This is a genomic window from Thermoactinomyces sp. CICC 10523 (assembly GCF_016055105.1).
Lineage (GTDB): Bacteria > Bacillota > Bacilli > Thermoactinomycetales > Thermoactinomycetaceae > Thermoactinomyces_A > Thermoactinomyces_A daqus.
Map to the genome: position 1 here is coordinate 15,193 of NZ_JAECVX010000017.1, position 25,020 is coordinate 40,212.

At 41.9% G+C, this 25,020-nt stretch carries 29 protein-coding genes and 1 riboswitch; of the genes, 12 read left to right on the top strand and 17 right to left on the bottom strand.

The genetic code is table 11. The annotated features are described in order from the left end of the window. Nucleotides 1-3: 3 nt before the first annotated feature. Nucleotides 4-64, bottom strand: a riboswitch (Fluoride riboswitch). A gap of 146 nt (nt 65-210) precedes the next feature. Next, nucleotides 211-576 (bottom strand): winged helix-turn-helix transcriptional regulator, encoded by a 366-nt coding sequence (locus tag I8U19_RS15990; RefSeq protein WP_198056468.1) that lies wholly within the window; start codon nt 574-576, stop codon nt 211-213. Between the two features lie 261 nt (nt 577-837). On the opposite strand from I8U19_RS15990, the gene I8U19_RS15995 reads away from it, so the two are divergent. The 5 genes from I8U19_RS15995 (at nt 838) to I8U19_RS16015 (ending at nt 5,605) form a co-directional block, all read left to right on the top strand. Then, nucleotides 838-2,046: an MFS transporter gene (locus tag I8U19_RS15995; RefSeq protein WP_370589802.1), complete on the top strand. Its 1,209-nt coding sequence runs from the start codon at nt 838-840 to the stop codon at nt 2,044-2,046. Between the two features lie 28 nt (nt 2,047-2,074). Next, complete coding sequence (locus I8U19_RS16000) at nt 2,075-3,049, top strand: LLM class oxidoreductase (protein ID WP_033100006.1); 975 nt, start codon at nt 2,075-2,077, stop codon at nt 3,047-3,049. Nucleotides 3,050-3,167: 118 nt separating this feature from the next. After that, the gene (locus tag I8U19_RS16005; protein ID WP_033100005.1) at nt 3,168-3,962 is read left to right on the top strand and encodes an SDR family NAD(P)-dependent oxidoreductase; all 795 of its coding nucleotides are present in this window, start codon (nt 3,168-3,170) and stop codon (nt 3,960-3,962) included. 232 nt (nt 3,963-4,194) lie between these two features. After that, complete coding sequence (locus I8U19_RS16010) at nt 4,195-5,052, top strand: PhzF family phenazine biosynthesis protein (RefSeq protein ID WP_370589800.1); 858 nt, start codon at nt 4,195-4,197, stop codon at nt 5,050-5,052. Nucleotides 5,053-5,071: 19 nt separating this feature from the next. Then, on the top strand, nt 5,072-5,605 hold the full coding sequence (locus I8U19_RS16015) for a DUF84 family protein (RefSeq protein WP_198056471.1): 534 nt from the start codon (nt 5,072-5,074) through the stop codon (nt 5,603-5,605). 312 nt (nt 5,606-5,917) lie between these two features. Here the strand turns inward: I8U19_RS16015 and I8U19_RS16020 are convergent, their stop codons facing one another. Together I8U19_RS16020 and I8U19_RS16025 are read right to left on the bottom strand one after the other, a co-directional pair. Beyond that, on the bottom strand, nt 5,918-6,913 hold the full coding sequence (locus I8U19_RS16020; protein ID WP_198056472.1) for a sporulation protein: 996 nt from the start codon (nt 6,911-6,913) through the stop codon (nt 5,918-5,920). Nucleotides 6,914-6,976: 63 nt separating this feature from the next. After that, the gene (locus I8U19_RS16025; protein ID WP_081943720.1) at nt 6,977-7,672 is read right to left on the bottom strand and encodes a thermonuclease family protein; all 696 of its coding nucleotides are present in this window, start codon (nt 7,670-7,672) and stop codon (nt 6,977-6,979) included. A 595-nt stretch (nt 7,673-8,267) separates the two neighbouring features. On the opposite strand from I8U19_RS16025, the gene I8U19_RS16030 reads away from it, so the two are divergent. From I8U19_RS16030 to I8U19_RS16045, 4 genes are all read left to right on the top strand, one after another. Next, nucleotides 8,268-9,311, top strand: a complete 1,044-nt coding sequence (locus I8U19_RS16030) for a D-glucuronyl C5-epimerase family protein (protein ID WP_198056473.1) — start codon at nt 8,268-8,270, stop codon at nt 9,309-9,311. A 196-nt stretch (nt 9,312-9,507) separates the two neighbouring features. Further along, nucleotides 9,508-10,014: a type 1 glutamine amidotransferase domain-containing protein gene (locus I8U19_RS16035; protein ID WP_033099999.1), complete on the top strand. Its 507-nt coding sequence runs from the start codon at nt 9,508-9,510 to the stop codon at nt 10,012-10,014. Nucleotides 10,015-10,324: 310 nt separating this feature from the next. Beyond that, entirely contained in the window at nt 10,325-10,894 is a 570-nt protein-coding gene (locus I8U19_RS16040) for a PadR family transcriptional regulator (RefSeq protein WP_160173811.1), read from the top strand. Continuing rightward, nucleotides 10,894-11,307 (top strand): DUF6194 family protein, encoded by a 414-nt coding sequence (locus tag I8U19_RS16045; protein WP_198056474.1) that lies wholly within the window; start codon nt 10,894-10,896, stop codon nt 11,305-11,307. The genes I8U19_RS16040 and I8U19_RS16045 overlap by 1 nt, the downstream gene beginning before the upstream one ends. Nucleotides 11,308-11,577: 270 nt before the next feature. On the opposite strand, the gene I8U19_RS16050 is transcribed toward I8U19_RS16045, so the two are convergent. Both I8U19_RS16050 and I8U19_RS16055 read right to left on the bottom strand, forming a co-directional pair. Continuing rightward, entirely contained in the window at nt 11,578-12,042 is a 465-nt protein-coding gene (locus I8U19_RS16050; protein WP_198056475.1) for an SMI1/KNR4 family protein, read from the bottom strand. A gap of 71 nt (nt 12,043-12,113) precedes the next feature. Further along, nucleotides 12,114-13,085 carry a phosphotransferase gene (locus tag I8U19_RS16055; protein ID WP_198056476.1) on the bottom strand — a complete coding sequence of 324 codons (972 nt, stop codon included), beginning with the start codon at nt 13,083-13,085 and terminating at the stop codon, nt 12,114-12,116. A 241-nt stretch (nt 13,086-13,326) separates the two neighbouring features. On the opposite strand from I8U19_RS16055, the gene I8U19_RS16060 reads away from it, so the two are divergent. Beyond that, a complete protein-coding gene (locus I8U19_RS16060; RefSeq protein WP_198056477.1) occupies nt 13,327-13,920 on the top strand; it encodes a TetR/AcrR family transcriptional regulator in 594 nt (197 codons plus the stop codon). A 215-nt stretch (nt 13,921-14,135) separates the two neighbouring features. Further along, on the top strand, nt 14,136-14,747 hold the full coding sequence (locus I8U19_RS16065; protein ID WP_033102467.1) for a VC0807 family protein: 612 nt from the start codon (nt 14,136-14,138) through the stop codon (nt 14,745-14,747). Between the two features lie 264 nt (nt 14,748-15,011). Here the strand turns inward: I8U19_RS16065 and I8U19_RS16070 are convergent, their stop codons facing one another. The 6 genes from I8U19_RS16070 to I8U19_RS16095 form a co-directional block, all read right to left on the bottom strand. Continuing rightward, nucleotides 15,012-15,803 (bottom strand): immunity 49 family protein, encoded by a 792-nt coding sequence (locus I8U19_RS16070; protein ID WP_232337303.1) that lies wholly within the window; start codon nt 15,801-15,803, stop codon nt 15,012-15,014. Nucleotides 15,804-15,987: 184 nt separating this feature from the next. Next, nucleotides 15,988-16,218, bottom strand: coding sequence for a hypothetical protein (locus tag I8U19_RS16075; RefSeq protein ID WP_198056479.1), 231 nt, complete (start codon nt 16,216-16,218; stop codon nt 15,988-15,990). Next, complete coding sequence (locus I8U19_RS16080; RefSeq protein ID WP_198056480.1) at nt 16,215-16,355, bottom strand: hypothetical protein; 141 nt, start codon at nt 16,353-16,355, stop codon at nt 16,215-16,217. Before I8U19_RS16080 ends, I8U19_RS16075 begins: the two co-directional genes overlap by 4 nt. Nucleotides 16,356-17,093: 738 nt before the next feature. Next, nucleotides 17,094-18,353, bottom strand: coding sequence for an MFS transporter (locus I8U19_RS16085; RefSeq protein WP_198056481.1), 1,260 nt, complete (start codon nt 18,351-18,353; stop codon nt 17,094-17,096). A gap of 271 nt (nt 18,354-18,624) precedes the next feature. Next, on the bottom strand, nt 18,625-19,668 hold the full coding sequence (locus I8U19_RS16090) for an ArsR/SmtB family transcription factor (RefSeq protein WP_198056482.1): 1,044 nt from the start codon (nt 19,666-19,668) through the stop codon (nt 18,625-18,627). Nucleotides 19,669-20,102: 434 nt separating this feature from the next. After that, nucleotides 20,103-21,230, bottom strand: coding sequence for a YiiX/YebB-like N1pC/P60 family cysteine hydrolase (locus I8U19_RS16095; protein WP_198056483.1), 1,128 nt, complete (start codon nt 21,228-21,230; stop codon nt 20,103-20,105). A gap of 81 nt (nt 21,231-21,311) precedes the next feature. Between I8U19_RS16095 and I8U19_RS16100 the strand changes: the two genes are divergently transcribed. Beyond that, nucleotides 21,312-22,178 (top strand): hypothetical protein, encoded by an 867-nt coding sequence (locus I8U19_RS16100; protein WP_198056484.1) that lies wholly within the window; start codon nt 21,312-21,314, stop codon nt 22,176-22,178. A 216-nt stretch (nt 22,179-22,394) separates the two neighbouring features. On the opposite strand, the gene I8U19_RS16105 is transcribed toward I8U19_RS16100, so the two are convergent. From I8U19_RS16105 to I8U19_RS16130, 6 genes are all read right to left on the bottom strand, one after another. Then, nucleotides 22,395-22,661 (bottom strand): hypothetical protein, encoded by a 267-nt coding sequence (locus I8U19_RS16105; RefSeq protein WP_198056485.1) that lies wholly within the window; start codon nt 22,659-22,661, stop codon nt 22,395-22,397. Between the two features lie 8 nt (nt 22,662-22,669). Further along, nucleotides 22,670-23,041 carry a hypothetical protein gene (locus I8U19_RS16110; RefSeq protein ID WP_198056486.1) on the bottom strand — a complete coding sequence of 124 codons (372 nt, stop codon included), beginning with the start codon at nt 23,039-23,041 and terminating at the stop codon, nt 22,670-22,672. 185 nt (nt 23,042-23,226) lie between these two features. After that, nucleotides 23,227-23,691 carry a hypothetical protein gene (locus tag I8U19_RS16115; protein WP_198056487.1) on the bottom strand — a complete coding sequence of 155 codons (465 nt, stop codon included), beginning with the start codon at nt 23,689-23,691 and terminating at the stop codon, nt 23,227-23,229. Between the two features lies 1 nt (nt 23,692). Continuing rightward, nucleotides 23,693-23,818, bottom strand: coding sequence for an HNH endonuclease (locus tag I8U19_RS17765; RefSeq protein WP_370589803.1), 126 nt, complete (start codon nt 23,816-23,818; stop codon nt 23,693-23,695). Nucleotides 23,819-23,966: 148 nt separating this feature from the next. Next, a complete protein-coding gene (locus I8U19_RS16125) occupies nt 23,967-24,428 on the bottom strand; it encodes a hypothetical protein (protein WP_198056489.1) in 462 nt (153 codons plus the stop codon). Next, nucleotides 24,409-24,696 carry a hypothetical protein gene (locus I8U19_RS16130; RefSeq protein ID WP_198056490.1) on the bottom strand — a complete coding sequence of 96 codons (288 nt, stop codon included), beginning with the start codon at nt 24,694-24,696 and terminating at the stop codon, nt 24,409-24,411. Before I8U19_RS16130 ends, I8U19_RS16125 begins: the two co-directional genes overlap by 20 nt. Between the last annotated feature and the right edge of the window lie 324 nt (nt 24,697-25,020).

Here is a 25,020-nt window from a genome sequence, read left to right on the forward strand (position 1 = left end):
TCCACACCGGTAGGAGTCATCAGCCTGATCGGCAATTATGGCGAACTCCATCGCCTATGTCATGAATTGGTTTTATTTTATCACACAGAACACCAAATGGTAAGATCCGCTTCAGGCTGAAACATCAAATTCGATCAGCAACTGCAACAAAAACCCCCGTGTTGCCGGGGGTTGATTTATGAAAACAAACGCGGGGCCGATCTCCCATCCTTACACAGAAGTATTGGAATGACTTGCCTCCGTTTTTTTCTTCTCTTTGCATTTTATATATTCTTCTCCCCATGCACACATTTGATCCAGCACAGGCTTCAGCGACCACCCAAATTCATTCAGTTCATAAACCACTTTGGGGGGAACCTGGTTAAAGACAATACGGTTAATCACACCATCTTCTTCTAATTCACGCAGTTGTTGGGTCAACATTTTTTGCGTAATATTGGGCATGGCTTTTTTCAATTCACTCGTCCGCATCGGTCCATGGGTCAAATGGCACAGGATGACTGTTTTCCATTTTCCGCCGATCACTTCCAATGTGGCTTCAACCGGAATGTTATAGAATTTGTCTTCCTTTTTCATTGTGTTTCCCCCTTTTGCTTTCAGAATCAGATGGTTTAGTTCCAATATTACTCACAGGTATCTATATCACTTTCAGGTATCTATATTACCCGCAAGTACCTATATTACTTCAAAGTACGTACTTCCAAAATACAAGTATATGTTACATAATAAGTGCCATGGTTGTCGAGTAGATTTTTTCCAGCTTCCAAATTCGAAAATCCTAACACCTTTTTATCCCATCAATATATCCAAATTAAGCACGGAGGTATTTCTATGACCATGCATACTTTATCTCGTGGCAAAAGCAGCAGCAGGCAACGACAAAGCTTGCTTCCGTTGCTTGCCTTGGCCATCAGCGCTTTTTCCATCGGAACAACAGAATTCATCAGTGTAGGCTTGTTGCCGCCGATTTCAAAAGATCTGCATGTTCCGGTTACAACGGCCGGCCTCACTGTTTCCCTTTATGCCCTGGGAGTGGCTTTCGGAGCACCGATATTAACCTCCCTCACTTCGGCAATGTCAAGAAAAACACTGCTAATCTCGATCATGATCTTATTTGTGATCGGGAACACTCTGGCAGCCACAGCCGCAAACTTCGGCGTTTTGCTTATTGCCAGGGTGATTGCATCCTTTACTCATGGCGTATTTATGTCAATCGGTTCAACCATTGCCGCCGACTTGGTATCAGAGGACCGGCGTGCGAGCGCCATTGCGTTTATGTTCACCGGACTGACGGTCGCCACTGTGACAGGAGTTCCGTTTGGAACCTTTATCGGCCAAACCTTCAGCTGGCGGATCTCCTTTGCAGGAATTGCCATAATCGGACTGATTGCTCTCATTGCCAATGCGATCCTGATTCCTGGCCATCTTCGTCCGGGAACCAAAACAACCTTCCGTGATCAATTGAAACTGGTCACAAATGGCCGGCTGCTCCTTGTCTTTGTCATCACGGCTTTGGGTTATGGAGGAACCTTTGTTTCCTTCACTTATCTTTCTCCATTGTTGCAGGAAATCACGGGCTTTCACGCAAATACGGTCAGCATCATTTTGCTTGTCTACGGAGTCGCGATTGCGATCGGAAACATCATCGGCGGCAAACTGTCAAATCATAATCCTGTCAAAGCCCTGTTTTATATGTTCATGATCCAAACACTCGTCCTGTTTGCCCTGACTTTTACTGCACCTTTTAAAATAACGGGACTCATTACGATCATATTCATGGGACTGTTCGCTTTTATGAACGTTCCCGGACTCCAGCTTTATGTTGTTCAACTGGCTGAAAAATACGTTCCTTCCGCAGTGGACGTGGCTTCATCAATCAATATCGCGGCCTTTAATGCGGGAATCGCGATCGGCTCCTGGCTGGGAGGAATCGTTACCAGTTCAATGGGGTTGATTCATACTTCCTGGGTCGGTGCAGCCATGGTCGCAGGAGCCGTGATCCTGACTGGTTGGAGCATGGCTTTGGAACGAAAAAAACAGGCTTGACATCATGACCGGGAAAGGAGGTGTTAATATGGGTTTTTCTGCATTGCGGAAAATGATTCCCGCCAATCGCTTAACACTTGGCGTTGAGCTTCCCTTGGATACCGATTGGTCCCCGGAAGGGCTCAAACAGGCGAAAAAAGAAGGACGTCCCTTTGGCGTCCCGAATATGGAAAGACACGCGGAATTTGCCCGCCTGGTGGACCGGCTCGGTTTCAAATCCATGTGGATCAGGGATGTTCCTTTTTTCGATCCCCACCGTTTCGGTGATGCAGCTCAACTGTTTGATCCCTTTGCATATTTGGGGTATTTGGCAGCCATCACGCATGATGTGATTTTGGCGACCGGAGCGATTGTCCTCCCGTTGCGGCATCCCTATCACGTAGCCAAAGCCGCAGCCACAGTCGACCAGCTCTCCGGCGGACGGTTCGTGATGGGAATCGCAACGGGGGATCGCCCTGTGGAATTCCCGATTTTCGGAGTGGATGCCGATCAAAAAGGAGCCATTCTGCGGGAACATGTAGAGTTAATCAAGGAAGCCTGGAACAAAGACCACATGTTGTTTGACAACCAACTTGATCTTCTCCCCAAGCCGGTTCAGCCTGAAATTCCAATCGTCATGGCAGGCCGGGGAACACAGACGCTGGAATGGATTGTTCAGCATTTGGATGGCTGGTTCAATTATCCCAGAGGAGTCGCCTCGACAGAACTTCAGATCGAGGAGTGGGAAAAAGTGCATGAAAAGCTCGGGATAACTGAACGCAAGCCCTATATTTCAGCATATCATTTAGATCTTCATGAACATCCCTACCACCCGGCCAAACCGTTTAAATTCGGAGCCACAATCGGACGAAATGAATTGATCCGTCATCTGAAAAGACTGGAGGAGATCGGAGTCAATCATATCGCTTTGCATTTTCGTCACTCACAGCGTCCGATCCCGGAAGTGCTCCATGAGTTGGCAGAATATGTTTTGCCTGAGTTTAACCATACCGGAAACGATTGAATGGATGTTTGAAAACGCCTTGTAAAACACAACCTGGAGATGTAAATCTCATTCGCTGCACTTGGCAGCATGAGCGCAATCCGAACAAATAAAAACAGAGTAAAGGGGACTGAAAAATATGGATCTGTTTTTAAAAGGAAAAAGAGTTCTCGTTACCGGTTCCACATCCGGGATCGGGAAAGCGATTGCCAAGCTGCTTGCTTCCGAAGGGTGTACTGTCCTGATCAATGGGAGAACGGAAGAAAAAGTGCAACAAACCATGCAGGAAATTCGGGCTTCACATCCTCAGGCATCGCTCGAACCGGCCGTGGCAGACCTCAGTTCGGCAACTGGAAGTGATAAGATCACCGGAAAATACCCGGAAATCGATATTTTAATCAACAATATGGGGATCTTTGAGCCCGCAGATTTTTTTGAAACGGCCGATGAGCAATGGCAGAAGATGTTTGAAACCAACATTATGAGCGGAATTCGATTGTCCCGTCACTATCTCAAAGGCATGCTGGAGCGAAATGAAGGAAAAATTCTCTTCATATCCAGTGAAGCAGCCATCATGCCTTCGCCTGAAATGGCCCATTACAGCGCGACGAAAACCATGCAACTGTCGATTTCCCGAAGTCTGGCTGAACTGACAAGAGGAACAAAAGTGACTGTCAATACGGTCATGCCCGGGTCCACGTTAACAGAAGGAGTAGAAGAACACATCAAAAAACTCTACAAGGGAGAATCGATGACATTGGAAGAAGCGGAGCGGCGGTTCATGAGTGAACACCGGCCAAGCTCCTTAATTCAACGACTGATTCGTCCGGAAGAAATCGCGTCTTTTGTCGCTTTCCTTTGCAGTCCCCGATCCTCCGCCATCAATGGTGCTTCGCTCAGAATCGATGGCGGGCTGGTTCACACCATTTTTTAATGAATGAAGTCCACCCCGAAGGCCTGTAAACTTCCGATCACGCAAAATACAAGAAGTTTACGAGCTTCCCCCAAATCAATCACATCTGTCAAATCAATGGCATAAAATTCTTGTTTGCATACGAAGTTTCCCGCTCCGGCGGGGCTTTTTTTATGGTTGTTGGTGAAACCTCTTCCAACTGGCATGGGGTATAATGGAACCAATCCATCATATAAGCTTGGAGGTTCACACAGTGAAACAAATTCCTTTCCAGCAGGTTGATGTGTTTTCGTCCGTTCCGTTCAAAGGAAATCCGGTTGCGGTCATTCTTGACGGCAATGGGCTGTCTGACGAACAAATGCAGTCGATTGCCAATTGGACCAATTTGTCGGAAACCACCTTCGTCTGCGAGCCGACAGATCCCCGGGCTGACTATCGGCTGCGAATTTTCTCCCCCCAAAGCGAACTTCCCTTTGCCGGTCATCCCACGATCGGATCGGCTTATGCCGTGTTGAAGCATGGTTTGAAACCCAAAAACACAGGGCGCCTGATCCAGGAATGCGGCAAAGGTTTAATCTCTATTTTCATGGATGAAAATCGCTTGTTTCTCACTTTGCCCAATCCTGTACTTAAGGAAATCACGAATGTGGATCAGACTGAGCTGGCAAATGCGATCGGCGTCTCTCCGGACTGTGTGCGTGCCAGTGCAATCGTCGATGTGGGAGTGGTGTGGATTACGCTGCAATTAACCGATTCAAACCTGGTCCGTCGCCTGCAACCTCAAATGGAGCAGATTGCTGCGCTGACACCGCCCGGAGCCGCCGGCATAACGGTGTTCGGCCTGACGCCGTCCGGAGAAGAAACGCAGATTGAGGTACGCTCCTTTGCACCGGGTGAAGGCGTTCCGGAAGACCCCGTATGCGGCAGCGGCAATGGTTGTGTGGCTGCTCTCGCAAGGGAATTTAAATTATTGGACAAACCGGGTTACATCGCTTCCCAAGGCCGCTGTGTCGGACGTGACGGCCGGGTTGAAGTGCGATTCCACGATGACGGCACGATTTTGCTGGGAGGACACGCAGTCACATGTATAGAAGGAAAGCTAATCCTATAAAGTATTGCAGGTGAAAAGGATGAGAGTGGCGGTCGGTTCAAAAAACAGTACGAAAGTGGGAGCAGTCGAACAAGCATTCCAAAATCTGAATGCCGTTATTCTGTCTGTATCCGTGCCTTCAGGTGTCTCAAATCAACCCTTATCCGATGAAGAAACCCTTCAAGGCGCGATAAACCGTGCCGAAAATGCCAGAAAAGAGATGGACGCAGACATCGGAGTCGGTTTGGAAGGGGGAGTTGCAGAAACAGCTCACGGCTTATTTCTATGTAATTGGGGAGCACTGACTGACCGGAACGGCATTCGGGTGATGGCGGGCGGAGCCAGGATCAAGCTCCCGGATGAATTTCTCATTCCATTGAAAGAAGGAAAAGAACTAAGCATCATCATGGAGCAGTATACAAAACAAAAGAACATCGGAACCACGTTGGGGGCTGTCGGAGTTTTTACCAACGGATATGTGGAACGTCAGGAAATGTTTCTCCATGTATCAAAATTGCTGATCGGGCAATATTTATTTCAAACCGGGAAAGAACGGCATGAAGACGACATCTGAGGAGGAATCTCAGATCGAGGTCTATTGACAGCAACCTGTATCATCCCCCAAAAGACGGAGAGGTTCATGGTTTTCGATCTTGCCCTCACGCTTTTGGGGCGAGATGTTTCCAAAACTCTATCCAGATGAGCAACAAGAGCGTTTGCCATAACGTCTCCGGAAATGATAAAAAAGGTTCTTACTCGCCGTTTGGTTGCGAAGTAAGAACCTTTATTTTTCGTCTGATCACCACCGGCCATCCCGGCTGTTACAAGATATATTCAAAAAGGCAACTGTCAGCTTCGTAGAAATTCCGTCACCTTTTTATGCTGATCAATCGTCATCTCCTTCAAATAAATCTTCCAGAAAACCATCGCCCTGGTCATCATCATCTCCTTCAAACAGGTCTTCCAAAAACCCATCATTCCGGTCATCATCATCGTCGTCATCGTCATCGTCATCATCCAGCACTTCATTTAAAATCATACCGCCAATCACCCCGGCAGCAAATCCGCCAATCGCTCCAGCCATCCCTGAACCGTGCTTTTCATGGAAGTGATGTTCATGGCCGGGATATTCGTGCCCGTAATGATGGTCATAACTGATATAGTTGGAATTTTGATGATAGACCATTTCATTTAATACGGCTTGCAGATGGTTAACCAGAGACGGAATCGATTGTAACTGATCATTTGAAAGATAAATTTCACGTTTGATCTCTTTCTCATGACCATATGAAAGCAAATCCAATTCGAGCAACAAACGAACACCATCGGGCAAAATTACCGGAACAAACTCTAATTCTTCCACCTGGCCTTGTAAGTAACCTGCCGGGAAAAATTCAAACTCTTGAACATGACCATCAAATTTCCGCGAATCATGCTTCTCCCGAAATCCCAGCTGATCGAGGGCAATTAACACTTGTTGCAGCTTTTGAGGAGGAAGGATTTCAATATAATCACGGTCTGTTTGATCCACCCCACCCTCAATGTCCAATTCAGTATGAAAAAAATACGTCACGTAATTTCCGGAAACCAAGAGATCGTATGGCAGTTGATATTGAAATGGAAACTCCTTGTATTCTCCCGGATGAATGGTAAAGGATTGATAAAATGGGATGGAGGTAACATTCAGGGTATGGTCTGACTCGCCAAAACGAATTACTCCCATCAGCCGGACATCGATTTTATTCACTTTTTGTTCCACTTCTCCGCCGCGGATCGTCAGTTTCCCTTCCACAACATCCCCCAACTGGAACTGATTTCGATCCAATACCAAATCGACTTTAGCGGCCCCCTTGCCAAAACGGGCCATTAATTCCTTGAACATGGTTAATTATCCCCTTCATTATAAAAATCCAGTTCTTTCAACCGCATCCGGAACAAACAAAGATTAGTGAGCCCAACAACCTTTTACATCACTACGGTGACGACCACTGGCTTTTGCAGATGCCTCCGAATAAAAATAAATTAAGTTATCAGGTTTGATATCTTTTACGACATAACAGTCGGCCGGGTGATAAACATCACTATTTTTACTTGCGGCAAATACGTTTCTTGTCGCTTCAGGATGGAAGCCATCTTTCCGGACATATCCATCCCACTGCCAAATTCCCACTTTCTTATTTCGAGCCTGTTGTTCAAATTCCTCGTACTCTTTGGCATATTTTGTATTAGGTTTGTATACATAAGCAACCCGGGCAAAACCGTTTTTCAACAGCTCTTCCTGTACTGATTTGCCATCCGCGTATACATAAGCAAGGAAACGACCATAATTATCCCGAGTCGACTGGTCTTTTTCCAACTCAATTTTTTTGGCATGTTTGATCATCTGTTCGGTAAATTCTTTCGCCTCATCTCCCAGAGGTTGTTTCCCCAAACGATCATTATGCGTTTCAGGGGCATCGACCAACAAGAATCGGACCGTATCTTCTTTTCCTTTCATTCTTACTTTAATCGTGTCCCCATCAATTACTTGTACCGAACTTGCCGGAATTTCCACCTTGTCATCTTTGCTGCATCCACTCAGAAGAAAAATAAGTACGGCAGATAGGAAAATAGATATAATTTTACTACTTCCCTTCCACATATTCAATCCCCTTTCTGCGGTAAATTCATCCAACGATAATTATACTAAACTAACTTTTTTTATGAAAACGATCACTCGATTGTCACATTATTGTCAAAAAAATCTTAAGGGATAGTTTAATTTTAATCAATTTCGCGTTATGCCATCTGAATTCGCCCCATTTCCACCATCCGATTTTTGAGTACAAAGCTGTACGTCTTATATTTAAGGCTGTTCCGAATTATGAAAAGCACCCCTCATTCAAACATAAACCGGAAACAGTCACTCTCAAGAAAATTCAGCGCGGCGTTTAAAAGCGGATGAAAAATCCCCGGAGGTCGTGCTTATTCGGACACATTTCGAGACACGTTTCCAACCATTTTCTATACGTACATGGACACAAATTCGTTACACCTTACGAATAACTATAATGAAGCGCAAACCATAACCATTTCCCAAAAACCAAACACGCTACCTGCAAAGGGTAGCTCTTTTACTATGATTAATCAAACTCTTCTGTGTTGAATCTTATTTCTGACAAATATGTGAATATGCGTAGAAAAGATGTTCCCTCTCCGAATGAATTTGTAGTGATGAAAAAGGAGAGGGAATTTCTATGACCAATCTTAAACCCCGCCTATGGGTTCTGACACTTACCATTTCCTTGATATGCCTGGGAATTGCAAGCGTTTGGACAGAAAATGCAGAAGGAAAGGAACCGGTAAAACCGAAAAAAGCTGAAATAAAATTTAACATCGGTTCCAATACGCTTTCCTATTATCCGTTTCCGATTCGTTCGGCGGAGATCTACCGATTGCCCAAACCGGCGGATTTGATTCCGAAGCACACGGCATTTGATCAAGACGGGATTCCCATGTACCAGGATAAAGAGGGAAAACCCTTATATAATCATCCGGTTCGTCTGGCCAATAACATCATCAATTTCATCACCAGTTACCAAATGACGAAGGATGAACGGTATCTCCGGGAAGCCCAAAAGTACGCGAAGCGTTTGTCGGACATTGCGGTGGAAAAGGATGGAGCCCTTTATTTCCCCTATGATTTCGATGTTTATCTTCATAACATTCCGACGGAGCACCTAAAACCCCGTTGGTATTCAGGAATGGCCCAAGGACAAGCCTTATCTGCTTTTGTCCGCTTATATCAGATCACCCATGATCCCCAATACCGGATCCTCGCAGACAAAACCTATCTCTGTTTCGCGCAGCTGAGATCGAAAAACCATCCCTGGTGGGTGACCATGGCCGACAAAAATGGGCATTACTGGATTGAAGAGTATCCGATGGAGAAACCCACACATGTCTTAAACGGCTTCATCTTTGCCGCCTATGGCTTGTACGACTATTACCAATTGACGAAGAAGGAAGAAGCCAAAGTCCTGTTGCAGGCAGCCATCACGACGGTGTACGACAACATTGATCGTTATCGCGTCCCGGATGATGCCAGTCGCTATGGCCTCAAACTCACCCATCAGTCCATGCACTATCACATGGTTCATATTGAACAGTTGGAGACGTTGTATCAGATGACGGGTGACCCGTATTTTCATCAGATGAGTCAAACCTTCCATCATGATTGGTACGGCTGGCCCGCCAAATTCAAACGGCAGGTAAACAAAGTGAAAACGGCCTTTGAGTGAAAGGGATCATCCTGATAAGGAAGAAAGTGCATAATCTGCTCTGCTGTGTCATCACTGAATCCTCCCGTAACTAAATAAATTAAAGTATGTTATTTTATCACATATTGATAATCAAATTAAAGCATGTTATTTTATTTCTGTACCATTTCTTTGCAAACATAAATATACTTATATATCTCGGTAGGAGGTACACAACATGAGCAAAATTGCTGCACTAGTTACCGACTTATTCGAGGATGTTGAATTCACCGAGCCGGCAAAAGCTTACCAAGATGCCGGACACCAAGTTACCGTGATTGAAGAGAAAAAGGGAAAAACGGTATCCGGCAAACATGGGTACAAATTGTCCGTCGATGCCGGTATTGATGAAGTAAAACCAGAGGATTTTGACGCACTATTCATCCCTGGTGGATTTTCTCCTGACTTGCTGCGTGCTGACGACCGCTTCGTCGCATTTGCAAAGAAATTCATGGATGACAAAAAACCTGTCTTTACCATTTGCCACGGTCCACAGTTATTAATTACAGCCGAAACCTTGAAGGATCGTGACGTAACCGGGTACAAGTCCATCCAAGTGGACCTGAAAAATGCCGGTGCCAACTTCCACGATAAAGAAGTGGTTGTTTGTCAAAACCAGCTGGTGACCAGCCGGACTCCGGATGATATCCCGGCCTTTATCCGTGAATCCTTAAAACTTCTTTAATATGAGACGATCAAGCAGCCTTTAACTACCAGAGGCTGCTTTTCTATTTGAAGTGTTTATTCGTGTCATCAGCGGACGTGGCTTTGATCGATCAGGATTTTACAGAAGATATGGCATAAACAGCGAGCAGATACTTCCTTGTCATTCAAGACAGGGAAGTGTTTTTTTAACTGGCCATAAATCCCCTGGCGTGTAATTGGTTTGCCTTTGTACGGCTTTTTTACTACGTTGCTATTCAAACTTGAATAATCAGCTTCATTAAGTTAAAATACATAGTGTTTTATATTCAAATTTGAATAGATATCGGGAGGTGTTAACCATATCCACTGTTAGATTACTCGTGTTAGGTTCCATTTTGCGAAGAGGAATTAGTCATGGTTATGCAGTTTTAAGTGATATCACTTCTTGGCATGCCGATACTTGGACCAACGTAAAGCCCGGATCTGTTTATCATGCCTTGAACAAGCTCGAATCGCAGGGGATGATAAAGTCCATTAATTCTGAGGTCAATGTAAAACTGGGTCCATCACGAAAGGAATACACCGTAACCAAAAAGGGTGAAACCGAATTTGAAGCATTGCTTGAATCGGCACTTGTAAGCATTGACATTCAGCAGCTTTCAGCGGGAGTTGCTTTTATGGATATGCTACCACGGCAAAAAGTGATTGCTCTCTTACAGCAACGCCGTATTGAAATAGAAAGATCGATTGGTTTCCTGAAGAGTTTGCCAACGGAAGAGCGTCCATCCGAACCTTCCATGCATCCTGAACTTGTAGGCATTTGGGTTGGTTATGTTGAGAATGAATTGGCAACGACAGAAAGAATATTGGCCCATGTACAAGCGGGGAAATATGTGTTCAAATCCGAGGAGGAAAAATGATGAAACAGGTGGATTTTGAAGCATTTCTGATGGGTTTGCCCAATGTTCAACGAGAAGAGAACTTCGGATATTCATTGTTTTTCGTCGGCGACGATCGCAGCCTGCCGTTTACAACCATTATCGATTCAGACAATGACTACGACAATGTTTTCAATCTCAATCGAAAAGATGTATTTCGCCTCAACATAGGAGTAAGCAAAGAGACATTCAACAAGCTCATTACCGGTCCGTTGGACGGGGACATCGATTATTCGGTGCTGAACGTGTTTTTACCGCATCCTCACTATTCACGCCAACATTTTGTGTGCATCCTTAATCCGGACGGAGAGAATGTGGAAAAAACAAAACAACTGATTGCAGAGGCACATTTAATTGCGGAAGAACGGCTTCGGCGTAAAATGGAATCAATTTAGTTATAATTAGATCTCCCCAAGAAATAAAAAACAAGTTCTTTTACAAAAATTTAGTATGCATCAGAACTATTCGCTCTGTTCCTCTGTGTCTTAATGAAAAATTGTTCCGAACAGGTAAAAATGATTCAATTCGGTTTTAGCAGCTTAAATCACCGAATTCTTTCCCTCCCAAAGCGAACCGAAAATGGGCATCATTTTTGTCTTTGCAAATAGCAAGGAGCCGCACTCCTTAAAATGCGGCTCCTATGCGCCATGATTATGAGTAAATCATTAATCATCCGTTCTTGTATATAAATCGTTGATAAAATCAGTAAACGTTTGTCTTACGATTTTAACCCGATTCAAGTTAAATTCTTTTCCGTCGAAAATCTCTGAAAGAGTATCATCTGAAGAAAACCAAATGATAATCGGGTTTTCGTTACCTTGAGGATAATAAAAACAGTAACGTTCCAATGCTGAATCAAACCCGAAAGGCACGATCAATCCCAATTTCTTATACTCTTCTTCGCCTGCATACAATTCCTCTACCTCATCGACTATTTCCTCCAAATCAAAGAAGTCATCAAAATGAAAGGATTCATCATTAATCAGAATATGAACATGTCCACTTTTGGGTCGGCTGTATAGCTTAACCCAATCTTTATAATCTTGTGAAAAGCGTATGCCAATTTTTGCTTCAACCCGGGAAAAAGCCTCTAAAGCTGTTTCTTTATCTCGTTTTATCCATTCTACCATATGTCAATCCCGCTTCTTTCCTGCTTACTTATTGTTAATCTGTGCCTTGTACCTCTCATAGGTGATTCCTCCTATGGAAGCGAGTTAAATATTTTATCCAGCTCATTCCAATTGGCCGTGATCCACAGGATCTCATGAACAAAACGCATGGCAGAACCCGGACGCTCTTCCATCTCCGGCCTAATCCATTTGGCTGATTCACGACACCAAAGCAGTTTAAACGCCCGAACCAAATCATTTCCCTGAAAAGCAATATATTCATTGTAACCATTTAAAAAAGCCGAAACGGCATCCAAACGCATTTTGTCTTCTTTCAATGCGCATGACAGAATGGCTCGCGAAAGATCCAGTTCCGGATAGATGACCGTTATCCGATCAAAATCAAGAACGGCCGATACACGATCAGGAGAAAAAAGCAAATTGTCCACGAATAAATCCGAATGGGCCCAACCAACCGGACAATCATGAAAACGATCTAACTCAAGCTGATCGATGATGGTTCTCTGGCTATTAATCGCCTGGAGCACGCGATCCGGACGCTTCTCCAATCGTGCCCTGTCCCAATTCCTGTTCCATGCTTCGCAAATCTTTTCATAACTTGGCTTCCACCCAGGCGGCTGCGCAGGAAGGACTTGCAGTTTTTTGTGCATTTTCCCTGTCACTTTTCCCAGATGATACATTTGATCCATATTCACTTCTCCCGGTTTTACCACTTCTCCTTCACAGTAAGGAGTTAAGCAGTAACACACATCACAATCGGTTTTAATCAAATGGGACTCTTCATATTGAAAGGGTTTGGGACAAGGGATGCCATTCTCTGCAAGGTACGCTTGGATACGAAGGGCTTCTCGTACTCGATCTAATTTCTTGGGAGGATACCTTTCAGGATGATACTGTTTGACAAAAAGCGAACCTTCATCCGTTTCAATTTTCCATTTGAGATTGCGCCAACCGCGGTGAATTTGCCGGCCTGATCGTATCTTCAAGTCAAAGTTTTCCTCAATGCTTTTGAATATCGCTTCTTTTATTTTGTCTACATCCATTTGTGACACGCTCCTTCCACATTAACCCCCATATGACTTTATGAAAACAAGAAAAGAGGGGGGCATTTATAACACACGCCGGACCAATAAGAAAAGTTCCACTCCAGAGATTCCAGGAACTTCTTCACTCCCTCTAAAAAATGATGCCCTTTAAGGCCCATTCCCTCCAACTTGACAATCAAGAAATTACTGTGCTTTAATTTAAAATGAATAAATCATTCATTCAAAAAAGGGTGATGATATGCCACGAACAGAAGAAGCGAATCAACGTCTTCGTGGAACGCAACGTGAGAAGATACTGGATGGTGCCAGAAAAGCCTTTGCTCGCAAGGGCTGGGCAGCTACCATGGCTGACGTTGCCGATGCTGCCGGAGTCAGTCAAGGGCTGCCCTATCGATATTTTGCCAACAAGGAGGCAATCTTCAACGAACTGATCGAACAGACCATGCAATCCGCCATTGCGACACTGGAGCGCATTCTGGAAATGCCTGGTACACCGGGAGAACGCCTTCACTTTCTGATTTCTAGGATATTGGAATACCGACGCGAACGCCTCGAGTTCTATCAGCTTTTTCAGATGTTTCATGATGAAGCGACGCCGGACCATCTCCGTGAACTTATGCGCAAGCAAAGCCAGACCTTCCAAGACGTGATGAGGCAACTGATCGTCGAGGGCCAGGCTTCCGGAGAACTCGCAAAAGGCGATCCGGACCAACTGGTGCTGGCTGTTATTGCATGTCTCAACGGTTTGTCCAACTTGGCTTTGCGCAGCCCTGAGAAATTTAAAAATCATTTTCCTGATACTGAGATTATCCTGCGGATGCTCAAGCCATAGTAAGCCGCTTTTTTTCCTATGGCATTGCGGGAGTGCGTTGTTGAATTGTCCCGGTCGCGGGCATGTTTACCCGGCACTGGCCTCGGCCCGGAAACCGGTCAAGCGCACTGTCCCGCCTGCATGGGATTTTCAATCCCTGCCAACGATAAATCGGGCAATTACGCTCATTTTATGAATGAATTATTTATTCATAAAGAAATAAGGGAGTGAATTTAGTGCACTCAGAAAAAGAAAGAAAACAACGTCTTCAACAGACCAAAAAAAAATTAATTCGCAGTCTTTTTTTCAACCTGCTTCTTCCGTGTTTCGTGTATATGGTGTTACGCCCGCATTTTACGACAGATACTGCACCACTTGCCATTAGTACGATCATTCCGGTGATCAAAACCATGGTTCAATGGATATGGCAACACCGAGTTGATTGGATAGGTGTAATAAGTACTTTTATTCTATCAATCGCACTCGTAATATCGTTTATCTCCGGAGGAAATTCATTACCAATTAAGCTTGTCCACCCGGCTGTATTTGGCATCATAGGCTTAATTTTCATCATTTCCGTACTTGCAAAAAAACCATTGCTGCTAATTATATTTAGGGCTATAGGGCAGCAAAACAAAGAACACTACAACAATCCAGTGGTGCACAAAAAAATAACCGTGATGACTGCATTGGTTGGTGGAGTTTCTTTCATCGGATCAATAATACACATTGTTATGGCTATTGTATTGCCAACCGGTTCCTTTTTGGTAATGTCAAATATGGTTAGTGTCGGAGCAATTGCAATTCTGATTGTGGGTGCAAAATTCATTGTTTCAAAAATTAAATAGCATTGACAGTTTTCATCTGGATAAGCCTGATTAATCTCCGGATGCGATCAAGTCCAAAAGTGACCTCAGTCAGAAAAAGTCGGCGTTCAACTTATGCGTGTGATTTTTGGCTGAGGTTTTTTATTGGATTTTCGCTACTCCCAGTACTCGGTCACGTCCAAGAACTTTCTGCCTCTGGCCCATTTTACAGACTCACCGGTCACTCAAATGTGGTCAAGCGGCCATTCAGTCCAAATCGCGATTAAATGTAACTGTTGTTCTAATTTAGTACCTTCTTTGTACCAGGTCTTCCCATGTCTTATCACGGAGATCTTCTGGGATCCATTCCAATTCAGGATATGGAAATTCATGATACTCAAAAATCTCTTTTGGGCAAAGCTTATCGTTTATTTCGATTTTAATTCCTCTGTATTGAGCCAACCAACCCAATCCGGCCACAGCATTGTCATAAAATTTGCCTAATATGTCTTCTTGCTTGATTCTTTTCTTATGTCGTCTCAATATTTGCTTCAAACCATCATGAACCTTTTCCTGATCCTGGTCCAAGATTCCCTCCAAGACAGCCATTCTTTGCTCCATATCCACTTTTTGATATCGATGCAATCGAAAACGGGAGAGTGCTTCCAAATGAGCCCGCGCTTTGTTGTCTTCCTGCAAAATGATATATTTTATTGTATAACCCAAATGTCCATTTTCGGGATTCAGGTCGTTTATCTTGAAATCCTCCTCTTCCCCCCGCCAACCCAGCAAATGCGCTAAGGAAACAATCAACTCCGGATTTTGGCTGATCAAGGCTGAATATAAATCGCCATAATAATTGGCAGTCCCTTTAAAACAGTTTTCCCCCTTTACATAGCGAGGATGGCTTGGAACGTTCAACGGTTCAGCGAGAACATACAATTCAAAATATCTTCCAGCCTTGTATAATTGTTGTTTATAGCCGATTACATCGTTCTCCAATATTAATTTTTTTATCGCAATGGTATAACACAGATAGGAGAGATGATCTAATATCATCCAATTACCCAGGGAATTATCCTTGACTAAATTTTCCACATCAAACTGATATGCTTCCTCATGTTCACAAACGACATCTTTAAACCACTGTCTAACATCCAAAGACATAATTCCCTCCTATTTCGACAGGAATGGTTTTCTGGTAATAAGGGGTTTGTCCCTTGTTTTTAGCAAATTCCTTTGATTAGTCCTCCTTATAACGAATCCGTATTTTTATGTAAACTCAATATTCTTCCCAATGCAACTCCGGATTCCGTTTACCCGTCTTATAAAAATACTCAAAAGCCTTAATAACCTCTTCTTGTTTGACACAATGTTTGGCCAGCTGTACATCCGGAACTCGGATCGTTAATTCATACTCTTTATCTGCTGATTCTTCCGGGTTGATCAGACAATACCCTGAACCATCTTCACAATAGTATTCGACTTTATATCTCTTCTCTCCATTAATCACATCCCCACCACCACATAACAAAGAAGCCCTTCATCATCTGCCGGATCCAATACAAAGTTGGTGATGGTTTTTCCATCCATTTGTTGTATCACTTCATGGATTCGATCCCAATCGGGATTGTGCACTAAATGATTCATGTGTTCAATACACAGCTCCCATTTCATTATTGATATCCCTTCTTTTTGGAAACGGTATCTACCACCGGATAACGCGGCACACTTTTACCCGAAATGATCAGTCACCGCTTAAAGAAAACGGTGGCAACGGTTGACCTGAATGAATGTGCAAAACAGTATATCCATCAGATGCAGGGAGTGAATATCTATTTTTTTAACGAACAATGCCCTGTGTGCACATTGATTGGGGAACTCCATTTACTGAATGGTTTGAAGAAAAGGAAGGAAGACATGATCTTAGTTCTCAATGGATCATTCAGGTAGCTAGTAAGTTCTTACAGGAAAGAAAAGACATTGGCTTTTTGCTTGGCCGGATCACTACAATAGATGGTGTACTTGAGAAAGTAGAATATCAACCAACTATTCCTACCCTAATAGAACTTTACTCACGAAATAAGAAGAACAAGCTACCATTAAAACAATGGTTGTTGTTCTTAATACAAACTCTATCAACAAAAAGGGGATTCAATTAGCAAGTTGGTTTCCACTTCGTTAGTGGTTCAAAACGCTGCTTTTATAGGGGTTTTGGCAACGAAACGGCCGTTACATCACTAAACCTATTTTCCAAGAAATCCCTCATCTTTTTGCAACAGGCCATGCAAAACCTTTTCATCTAAGAACTTGGATTAAGCCATTTTACACTCTCTTCCTTCTGTGGATGTTGTGGCAACCCCATTCTACCAGGGGAAAGTGAGTGGCTCATTGCAATTTCTTATACGAACTCACTTCTATTTTGAAATAAGATTCAGCTGCACTGTGCAATTTTGTTTTCAGGAAAATGAGAAAAACCACACACAGTACACATCCCGCAAACAAAAAGAATATTGAAGCACCCCATTTTTCGGTTATAAATCCTGAGGCTGTACCCCCTACCGGAACTGAAACCCATACAATTAATCTAAAAATACTAACACATCGGCCAAGTAAGTGATCCGGAATTACAGATTGCCTAATGGTTGTCGTTTGAACATTCCAAGCAACAAGCATAAATCCGATAAGAAACTGGACAAGTAAAATTACAATCGGATTTGTGGATAGTGTCAATATAAAAGGCGGCAATACTAGCCCAATCGTTGATATCATCATTAAGGTTCCCATGCTAAATCTTTTTTTCACCTGACCTATGCCAAGAGACCCTACAACCATTCCACAGCTTAATCCAGCCATAATAATCCCTGCCCAGTCAGATGCTAAATGCAATTCGTTTTTAATACGATAAATTAAGGCGATATCCATACTAGGACCGACTAAATTCACAAGCATAGAGGATAAAGCTAAAACTCGTATTACTTTAATATTCCAAATATATCGGACACCTTCACTAATATTTGCAAGCATATTAGTCTGATTTTTTGGTTTTGATACTTCGGAAAAGGAAGCGCGGATAAAAAAGATCGTGAGGATAGAGACGGCATAAGAGGCAACGTCGAATAAAAGGGTATTAGCCGCACCAAGTAACGAAATGAGTATTCCTGCAATTACCGGACCACCAATTCGACTCATTGAAAAACCTGTCTGTAAGGCGGCATTTCCTTCTTGTAACTGTGACCGGTCGACAATATTCGGTAAACATGCTCCATATGCAGCATCAAACAGTGCTGAAAACATACTTACACCGGCTTGAACAGCATACAATAAAAAAACCGGAATCTCTCCAACAAGCAGATGTGTAAGCGGAATTGATAGAAGTAATATTAAGCGTCCACTATCTGCTATAATCATCATCGTCTTACGATTGTGTTGATCAGCCCAAACACCTGCTGGCAAAGATAATAATAAATAAGGGACAAACCCAACTGCAAAGGCTATGCCAGTTTGTATTGCCGAACCCGTTAGTTGCAGCAACAACCAAGGAATTGCGAAAGTGGTGATTGATGTACCAAGCTGCGAGATGGTTCTTCCAGTGAACAGCCATAAAAAATCTTTATTTTTCCAAATCGAAGATACCATTTCTTCCATGCCCTCCTCTGACTTGTTAAATCCTATCAACACTCGCTGTATAATACGTCCCCATCTTTTCTTGATGCAATGCCACGGCGTAGATTTCTCTGCAGCTATCAAGCAGGCTAGACTTTAAAGCAAAATACCTCAAGCCCGCAATACTTCTAATATAACCAATGAAAGGCCCAGCCCCGAATCAACTGTATGTTTCGAGCATTTTCTTCTTTGATCAGGAAGGGCACACTTATTCCTTTCAAAATCAAAAAGAGCACTTTTTCATATAAAAACTTCATATAAGATCTCCAAGATACTGAGCGAGCTGTCTAGTAAAGGAGTGAATATGCATTGGATTTGCAGAATAGATCCCTTTATCAACCCGAATAAACTTTGCTGCTTTTAATAAAGAGAGGTGATGATGCAGCGTGGTTTTAGAGATACTGAACTGAACACTCATTTCTTGAAGCGATAACGGTCCCTTTAGTAGTTGATAAAGTAATTTCAAGCGAAGTTCATCTCCTAACGCCTTATGACCACGGACTAATTCAGCCGGCGGGATACCTGGCTCCATCAAATACTCTTCCTTCAAAGGGTAAAAGAAAAGCTTCGTATCGGGTGAGCGTAACTCCAAGATCCACGGACGATACGATATATGTGGAATCAATTTGACAGTCCAGACAGAAGGCTCGGGACAATACTTTATTCCCCCCGTAATTCTTTCGATCTCTTCCATGGGATTCTCAATGTCCAGTGAACTATATCGCTTCTGTTCAAAGGCAAGTGCCCGAGTCCACATTTCCCATTCTTCTCGTTGACATACCCACTTGTACCATTCATTCAATATATTGTTGAACAGGTCGCAAATTTCCTGACGTGAATAGCGACCTAGAGCGCGTACATATCCACCCAAATAGTCGTGATTTTCAAAATATGAAGCATACTTCTCAAAAAACTCACCTTTATTATATTGCTTGGCTACCGCTTTTCTCATTGGTTCGGTATTTCGATCCTTGTAAGGCAGAAGTGTATCATATAAGAAATCAATTGGCATTTTGGCGAGTCTATTCGAAAAATCTTGAATAGAGGTTGCAGATAGTTTGTTTTGGAGCATAAGTAACCCATACCAGAAGTTAGTTTCCTCTATCACTTTCAAATTTTTTGCTAGTGATGCAGGGATGGAATCCTGATTTTCTTTCCATTTTTCATCCAAATCGAATGTGTGTCGAAACTGAGTATGCGTGTATCCGGCAATGCCCAAAATCGATTCCCAAACAGGTGAATATTCTACTTTTAAGCAAATTCTTTCCGTAGGCTGTTGAGAATAAAAATGCTTCATAAAGACCCCCTCTATTTACTTGATACAAATATTCTAAAATAAATGAATTAAAAATTCAATATTATTCGAACAAAATAAAGGAATAGTTGTGCTATTATAAAAAAGCAGTGAACGAATCGGTTAGGTAAAGTAACACTGTATATTGCGGTAACCCCTGAAGTTTTAAAATTCATCGGCCGTTGTTCCATATCCATGTTCTTTAGCCCGCTTCGCCCACCTCTCTTCACTTTACCGCTTAATGTTTCCAGCCCATAAAAACTCCTTAGCACGCGCAAATAATATCTTAGGAGGTTAATGGCGGAATAAAAAAAGTGTACCGCTACATTTACCGGTCAATGAACGTTAACACTCCGGTAAAATAACGATACACCAACGACTTTAATGTTTTGGCGGGGAATAGCGGGCTCAATCGCCTGACCAAAATTAATAGTTAGTTACTCAACGGATCTTATCATTGCTTGAATTTTGCATTTTTTTCTTTTCGAACACTCTATATGCCAAACATGATTTCCGGCAGGAGTATCAAAATGTTGTCCGTCAACTGTTTCACCAGGTGACAGATTACGATTAATGATTTCCCCATTTGCTTTTTCAAACCAAATTTTAGCTGATGCAGAACTTTCATTTTTCACAACGTAAAGTTCATAGTGGTGCCCTTTTGACTGATAAACTTCTGCTTTTCTAATGTCTTTCCATCCCAAACCAATATACGCAAATTCATTTTTAAAGCTCAATTTTGCTTCAGTTATTGGATACCAATTAGCATCCACACTTTGCGCTATAGGAACAACTGAAGGATCCTTGATGATTTCGACAGGAAATACTGTTTCGTAAAATTTATTGTAGTCTAAATAGCGAGCAAAATCCAAAAGCGATAAGTTGCTTATTGTTGGATCATCCCGCCAATTAACAGCCTGGTTATCATTGTAATCAATATCTATTTTACCATCACTCGCTTCCCACCAAGCACGCCAAACTAAAGAGGAACAATAAAAAGCTTCCTCACTTTTTTTATCATAAAGCAACCCACGAACAGTTTTGACATAACCTTTTCCTTCCTGAACTTGACGAAGAGCATATTTAGCGGCATCCACTCTTTGCTCCATGGTCGCTCCTTTGACCACATAAGCGGTCCACATCTTATATCTCTTAATCCATTTTGAAAGAGGAACTTCTCTTATTTTCTCTTTCATTCCCGGTGCCTCAATCACCTTATCGCCACTTGGCCCCACGATCGCTGCATGTCCAAAGCGAATGGTGTCTCCTATAAAAACCTTAGAACTTTCAGGAGTAATCAAAATAGTTCCAGGAATCATTTTACCTGTTTTGAAAATGTACTCGTGTACAAGCCTCTCGCTTCCTAACGCGTTAATCAATTCTTTATACTCATCTTCAGAAAATCCTATGGCCCTCTGAGCTGGTGCTGCATAATTTGGAGGCAGGTTTTCTGTTGGATTGGACACTGCGCTTTCTGTTTCTGTAGCTGGGGTCGCATTAAAACACAAGAAAAAAATAAACAGGACAAATAGTCCAAACACTACCACCCCAATAATTTTTCTCATCGTAACCCCTCCACCTTACACCCCTTTTTTTAAAAATTATGTTATAATTACTCAATAAATTCTGATAAGGGAGACTGGCACATGAATTGGAAAGTAACAGAAATAGGCGGACAAAAATTGTGGATTCCTGAATATGAACATAAAACAGAGCAAGTGCCATTTACCGAAAAACATCCCTTCATAGCAAACATTTTGCAAGCAGAACTTATCGTAGCAGGATTATTAACAGTTTGGTTTCTTATTACTTTTTCTTACCACTTTGGATTTTTCACTTATTGGGAAATACCATACACTTACTTGGAAATTGATCTGGTTCGTAGCACTAAGTTTGAAATTGTTTTTTTACTAGCCATCTTTCTCATACTTTACATAATATCAGTAAATATATATGTGTTCTTTGTTTTCCTAAAACGAAAAAACGAATTACTTTCAAATATCTTACTGGTTGTATTAATGATATTATATTTATTGCTTACTTTGATTGTGATGATCAAAGGAGAGATCCGCCTTAGCTTTCTTGTTATAATACCTATAGTTATTATTGGTTTTATATTTTCAACAGTAAAAATGCTAAAAATTGGAACTAGATTATTTTTTGCAACGATTTCCACTCTTTTTTTCCTTTTCCTTGTATATTCCTTACCAACAACAAACCCACAAAAACTCCCTGTTATATATTTAAATGGAAACCCGACTAATCAAGTCATCATGACAACCTTTCGTGATTACTACATTGTCGGATACTATGATGGAAAGAAACTCTACCCTTGCTATGAATTAAAAAAAATCATTGATGATGAAAAACTGCAGACTGTTCATGGATCTTTGACAGGTAAAAAGCGCTCCTATGTTTACGAACAAAATAAAGTTATAGTCAGTAATGGAGTATTGCTTCGAATTTCCCAAAACTGGAAAAAGGAAAATTGTCAACTTAGAATTAATAAATAAAAAAGTTATCAATCCACGGTGCCTGTACTATCCGGAATTGCCAAATAAAGAATAATTTCATATGCAAGGAAGATTATAAATGCCAATAAAACAAGAAAAAAAATTATTCTAACCAACTGCTTCAAGATGTTCCCTCCATGATACCTAAATTAGACATATCAATTTAAAATACTATTCAATCATTCTACAAATGATTTTTGCGTAATATCCAATTGTTTAAAATTTTTTAATTTTATTTATTGTAACATAATCAGTGCTTAAAATAAAGGTAAACCAACTGTCAGTTTGAATATCCCCGCTAATGAGTGGATCTGGTTCCGTTGCAGGAAAGGGGAGAGTATTCTCTTCAAACATGAAGACGCTAAACCCAAATCCAATCTCTCCAAGAACATGGCTACCTTTTGGAAGTAGCCATGTTTTTATTCTCCTTATTCTTGAAAAGACATGATGATCTCCTTGGATCGTCTTTTTTACTTCCACCATCAGAATGGTTAGCCTTTCAACCGGAAAGCAGAAAATTCACTTCCGATATTGGCTTCACGTTCAACATGCTCATGGTCGCTGAAATCAATCTCCCTTATGTATTTGCCCGAGATCGAAAAACCTTCTATATCGGAAATTGTTCCATTTTTTATTCTCTTAGAAAGTTGGTTCGCCAGATAGCGTGCAAAGGATTTGTCCACGCCTTCTCCCCCAATTTGCATATCAATATTCACCAACAGATCAGGATATCGTTTGCAAATGCCAATCGCAATTTGAAATGCCGTCATTAGAGGATTCCCAAAATGATGATCTCCCTTGTATTCATCTTGCAAAACTTCACGAATTTTCTCTTCTATTTGGTGAGATTCCCAAATGTTCATATTAGCTACTCCTTTGCAATATTATTTATGATTTTAACATAACATGAGTTAGAAAAAGCATCTATCGAATTTCCGGATTATTTAAGAAATGCTTTTCAGACAATACCCTGAACCATCTTCACAGGTGAATGGGCTTTTGTCTAATACAAATGGCAACAATGAATTATTAACTCTGGCAAAGATAATTATTGTGGGTAAGTCCATTTGTCATTTAACAAATCATAGGTATCTCCGGAATTCGGGTAAAACAAATAATAAGGGAGCTTGGACTGTTTTCCGCCGGCTTCATCAAAACACTTTTTAAAAAAAGAAACAAAATAGTCCTTTGCAAATTCATCTATCTCTTCTACCAATTCATCGTCTTCCACAATCTCTGACTCATCTTGATCGATATTATCGTATATATGAAAAATAAATCCAGTTAAATCTGAATCGTCTTCTCCATGCGCATTGGTATTTAACTGTCTTCCCCAACCACTCATCTGCGTGACAGAAATGCCAAAATCCCCGTAATAACCATCTATTTCCAAAAGAATAAATGTAGTATCAGGATGAAAAGGGTATTGAAACATAAAACGAAAACGACCAATGACAATATCTTTGCTTTTATTGATCCCTTCAATCATTTGTAATTTCATTTTTTCATCCATGTCAATCCCTCACTTTGTAATTACTAGCGTCCGCCCCCCAAATCTGACGACCACCAGTATGTCTAATATTTCCATGAACTCTCGATTTCACTAATTGCATTAAACCCTCATCATCTGAAGAAGAAATAACTTCTGCCTAGTCATAATACACACCTGCTTATCAAGTCTTGTTTAACTGCCGGGAACAGATTAGAACCCCCAAACGATTCAAGAGGTTTCGTTTGGGGGTCAGTATACAAAGAATGGAACGTATCATTGGGAATCTTTTGTTTTTCTTAATAAACGAGGTGCTTAAAGTGTATGTTTTTTTTGTCTAAATAACTTTCTACTCTTTTTCGGATCTGATTCAATAAGGCAATCTTATCCACCTTTACATCAAATAAGTGCTCCCCATAAAAACGCACAAAAATCTTGCCGTTGTCAAGATACTCCACACAGTCTTCTCCGATTTCCTGGACAATCGTTTCAACAATGACTTCCCTCGGTAAGTGAGCTTCCAAAAGATTTAATAACTCTTGCAACTGCGGATGCGGTTCCAGAGAGGCCCTATAGTCATAGATTTTTTCAGGGCGATAAAGAAAATAGATATTCCCCATAAAACCAGCCCGCAAGTTCCCCAACCACAGATCCTGAATCTCCTTGATCCGGGCAATGTCTTTCATCACCGTGATAAAATGATCGGTTAACGCCGAATTCTCCTTGAAATACTTCCCAGCATCATACTCCGAAATCGCCACTACAGAATCTAGGGCTCCTCCTGAACCACGGGATTAAAAAAACAACATTAAAGGCGTCAAAATTCTTCAACCGGGTCTCAACAATATTTCTGAATTCAGCTAAATCCTTGATCTCTCTTGCAATATCCCCCACCTTATAATTCGTTATTGCTTGTATTCCTCCCCAATGTTTTAATAACTTTTCACATATTTTGATTGCCGCGTTCCAATAGCCATCCACCAGATAGCCTCCCCAACCGGTATAAGCTAAATAATTCTTTTCATCCATTGGTCAGTTCCCTTTTACCATTGCATCCTCACAAGGTGTTTCCCTTAAGAAATTCCCTTACAAAAACGAAAAACCCCTGAATCATCAAGGGTTTTGGTTGGTGGAGCATAGCGGGCTCGAACCGCTGACCTCTACACTGCCAGTGTAAGGCGATGGGGAAAATAAGGGGAAATAAGAGATAAAAGGCTAGATAAATCAAGAGTTTAAGTAATATTGTCAACGCCAGGATTAAATTGACCCACTTCAGCCGGTTTAAAATTGACCCACCCCGGTGCCTCATTTAGCCTTTGAAGGTTCCCCGTAAACTCCACTCGTCAGCTTCTC

Excerpts from the sequence above, each read along its gene's own strand:
- I8U19_RS16085 (WP_198056481.1), bottom strand. The coding sequence starts at position 18,353 with ATGGAAGAAATGGTATCTTCGATTTGGAAAAATAAAGATTTTTTATGG.
- I8U19_RS16090 (WP_198056482.1), bottom strand. The coding sequence starts at position 19,668 with ATGAAGCATTTTTATTCTCAACAGCCTACGGAAAGAATTTGCTTAAAA.
- I8U19_RS16015 (WP_198056471.1), top strand. The coding sequence starts at position 5,072 with ATGAGAGTGGCGGTCGGTTCAAAAAACAGTACGAAAGTGGGAGCAGTC.
- I8U19_RS16055 (WP_198056476.1), bottom strand. The coding sequence starts at position 13,085 with ATGGATGTAGACAAAATAAAAGAAGCGATATTCAAAAGCATTGAGGAA.
- I8U19_RS16105 (WP_198056485.1), bottom strand. The coding sequence starts at position 22,661 with ATGGTGGAAGTAAAAAAGACGATCCAAGGAGATCATCATGTCTTTTCA.
- I8U19_RS16080 (WP_198056480.1), bottom strand. The coding sequence starts at position 16,355 with ATGAATCATTTAGTGCACAATCCCGATTGGGATCGAATCCATGAAGTG.
- I8U19_RS16000 (WP_033100006.1), top strand. The coding sequence starts at position 2,075 with ATGGGTTTTTCTGCATTGCGGAAAATGATTCCCGCCAATCGCTTAACA.
- I8U19_RS15990 (WP_198056468.1), bottom strand. The coding sequence starts at position 576 with ATGAAAAAGGAAGACAAATTCTATAACATTCCGGTTGAAGCCACATTG.
- I8U19_RS15995 (WP_370589802.1), top strand. The coding sequence starts at position 838 with ATGCATACTTTATCTCGTGGCAAAAGCAGCAGCAGGCAACGACAAAGC.
- I8U19_RS16050 (WP_198056475.1), bottom strand. The coding sequence starts at position 12,042 with ATGGTAGAATGGATAAAACGAGATAAAGAAACAGCTTTAGAGGCTTTT.
- I8U19_RS16110 (WP_198056486.1), bottom strand. The coding sequence starts at position 23,041 with ATGAACATTTGGGAATCTCACCAAATAGAAGAGAAAATTCGTGAAGTT.
- I8U19_RS16045 (WP_198056474.1), top strand. The coding sequence starts at position 10,894 with ATGAAACAGGTGGATTTTGAAGCATTTCTGATGGGTTTGCCCAATGTT.
- I8U19_RS16095 (WP_198056483.1), bottom strand. The coding sequence starts at position 21,230 with ATGAGAAAAATTATTGGGGTGGTAGTGTTTGGACTATTTGTCCTGTTT.
- I8U19_RS16100 (WP_198056484.1), top strand. The coding sequence starts at position 21,312 with ATGAATTGGAAAGTAACAGAAATAGGCGGACAAAAATTGTGGATTCCT.
- I8U19_RS16060 (WP_198056477.1), top strand. The coding sequence starts at position 13,327 with ATGCCACGAACAGAAGAAGCGAATCAACGTCTTCGTGGAACGCAACGT.
- I8U19_RS16020 (WP_198056472.1), bottom strand. The coding sequence starts at position 6,913 with ATGTTCAAGGAATTAATGGCCCGTTTTGGCAAGGGGGCCGCTAAAGTC.
- I8U19_RS16115 (WP_198056487.1), bottom strand. The coding sequence starts at position 23,691 with ATGGATGAAAAAATGAAATTACAAATGATTGAAGGGATCAATAAAAGC.
- I8U19_RS16130 (WP_198056490.1), bottom strand. The coding sequence starts at position 24,696 with ATGGATGAAAAGAATTATTTAGCTTATACCGGTTGGGGAGGCTATCTG.
- I8U19_RS16035 (WP_033099999.1), top strand. The coding sequence starts at position 9,508 with ATGAGCAAAATTGCTGCACTAGTTACCGACTTATTCGAGGATGTTGAA.
- I8U19_RS16005 (WP_033100005.1), top strand. The coding sequence starts at position 3,168 with ATGGATCTGTTTTTAAAAGGAAAAAGAGTTCTCGTTACCGGTTCCACA.
- I8U19_RS16030 (WP_198056473.1), top strand. The coding sequence starts at position 8,268 with ATGACCAATCTTAAACCCCGCCTATGGGTTCTGACACTTACCATTTCC.
- I8U19_RS16025 (WP_081943720.1), bottom strand. The coding sequence starts at position 7,672 with ATGTGGAAGGGAAGTAGTAAAATTATATCTATTTTCCTATCTGCCGTA.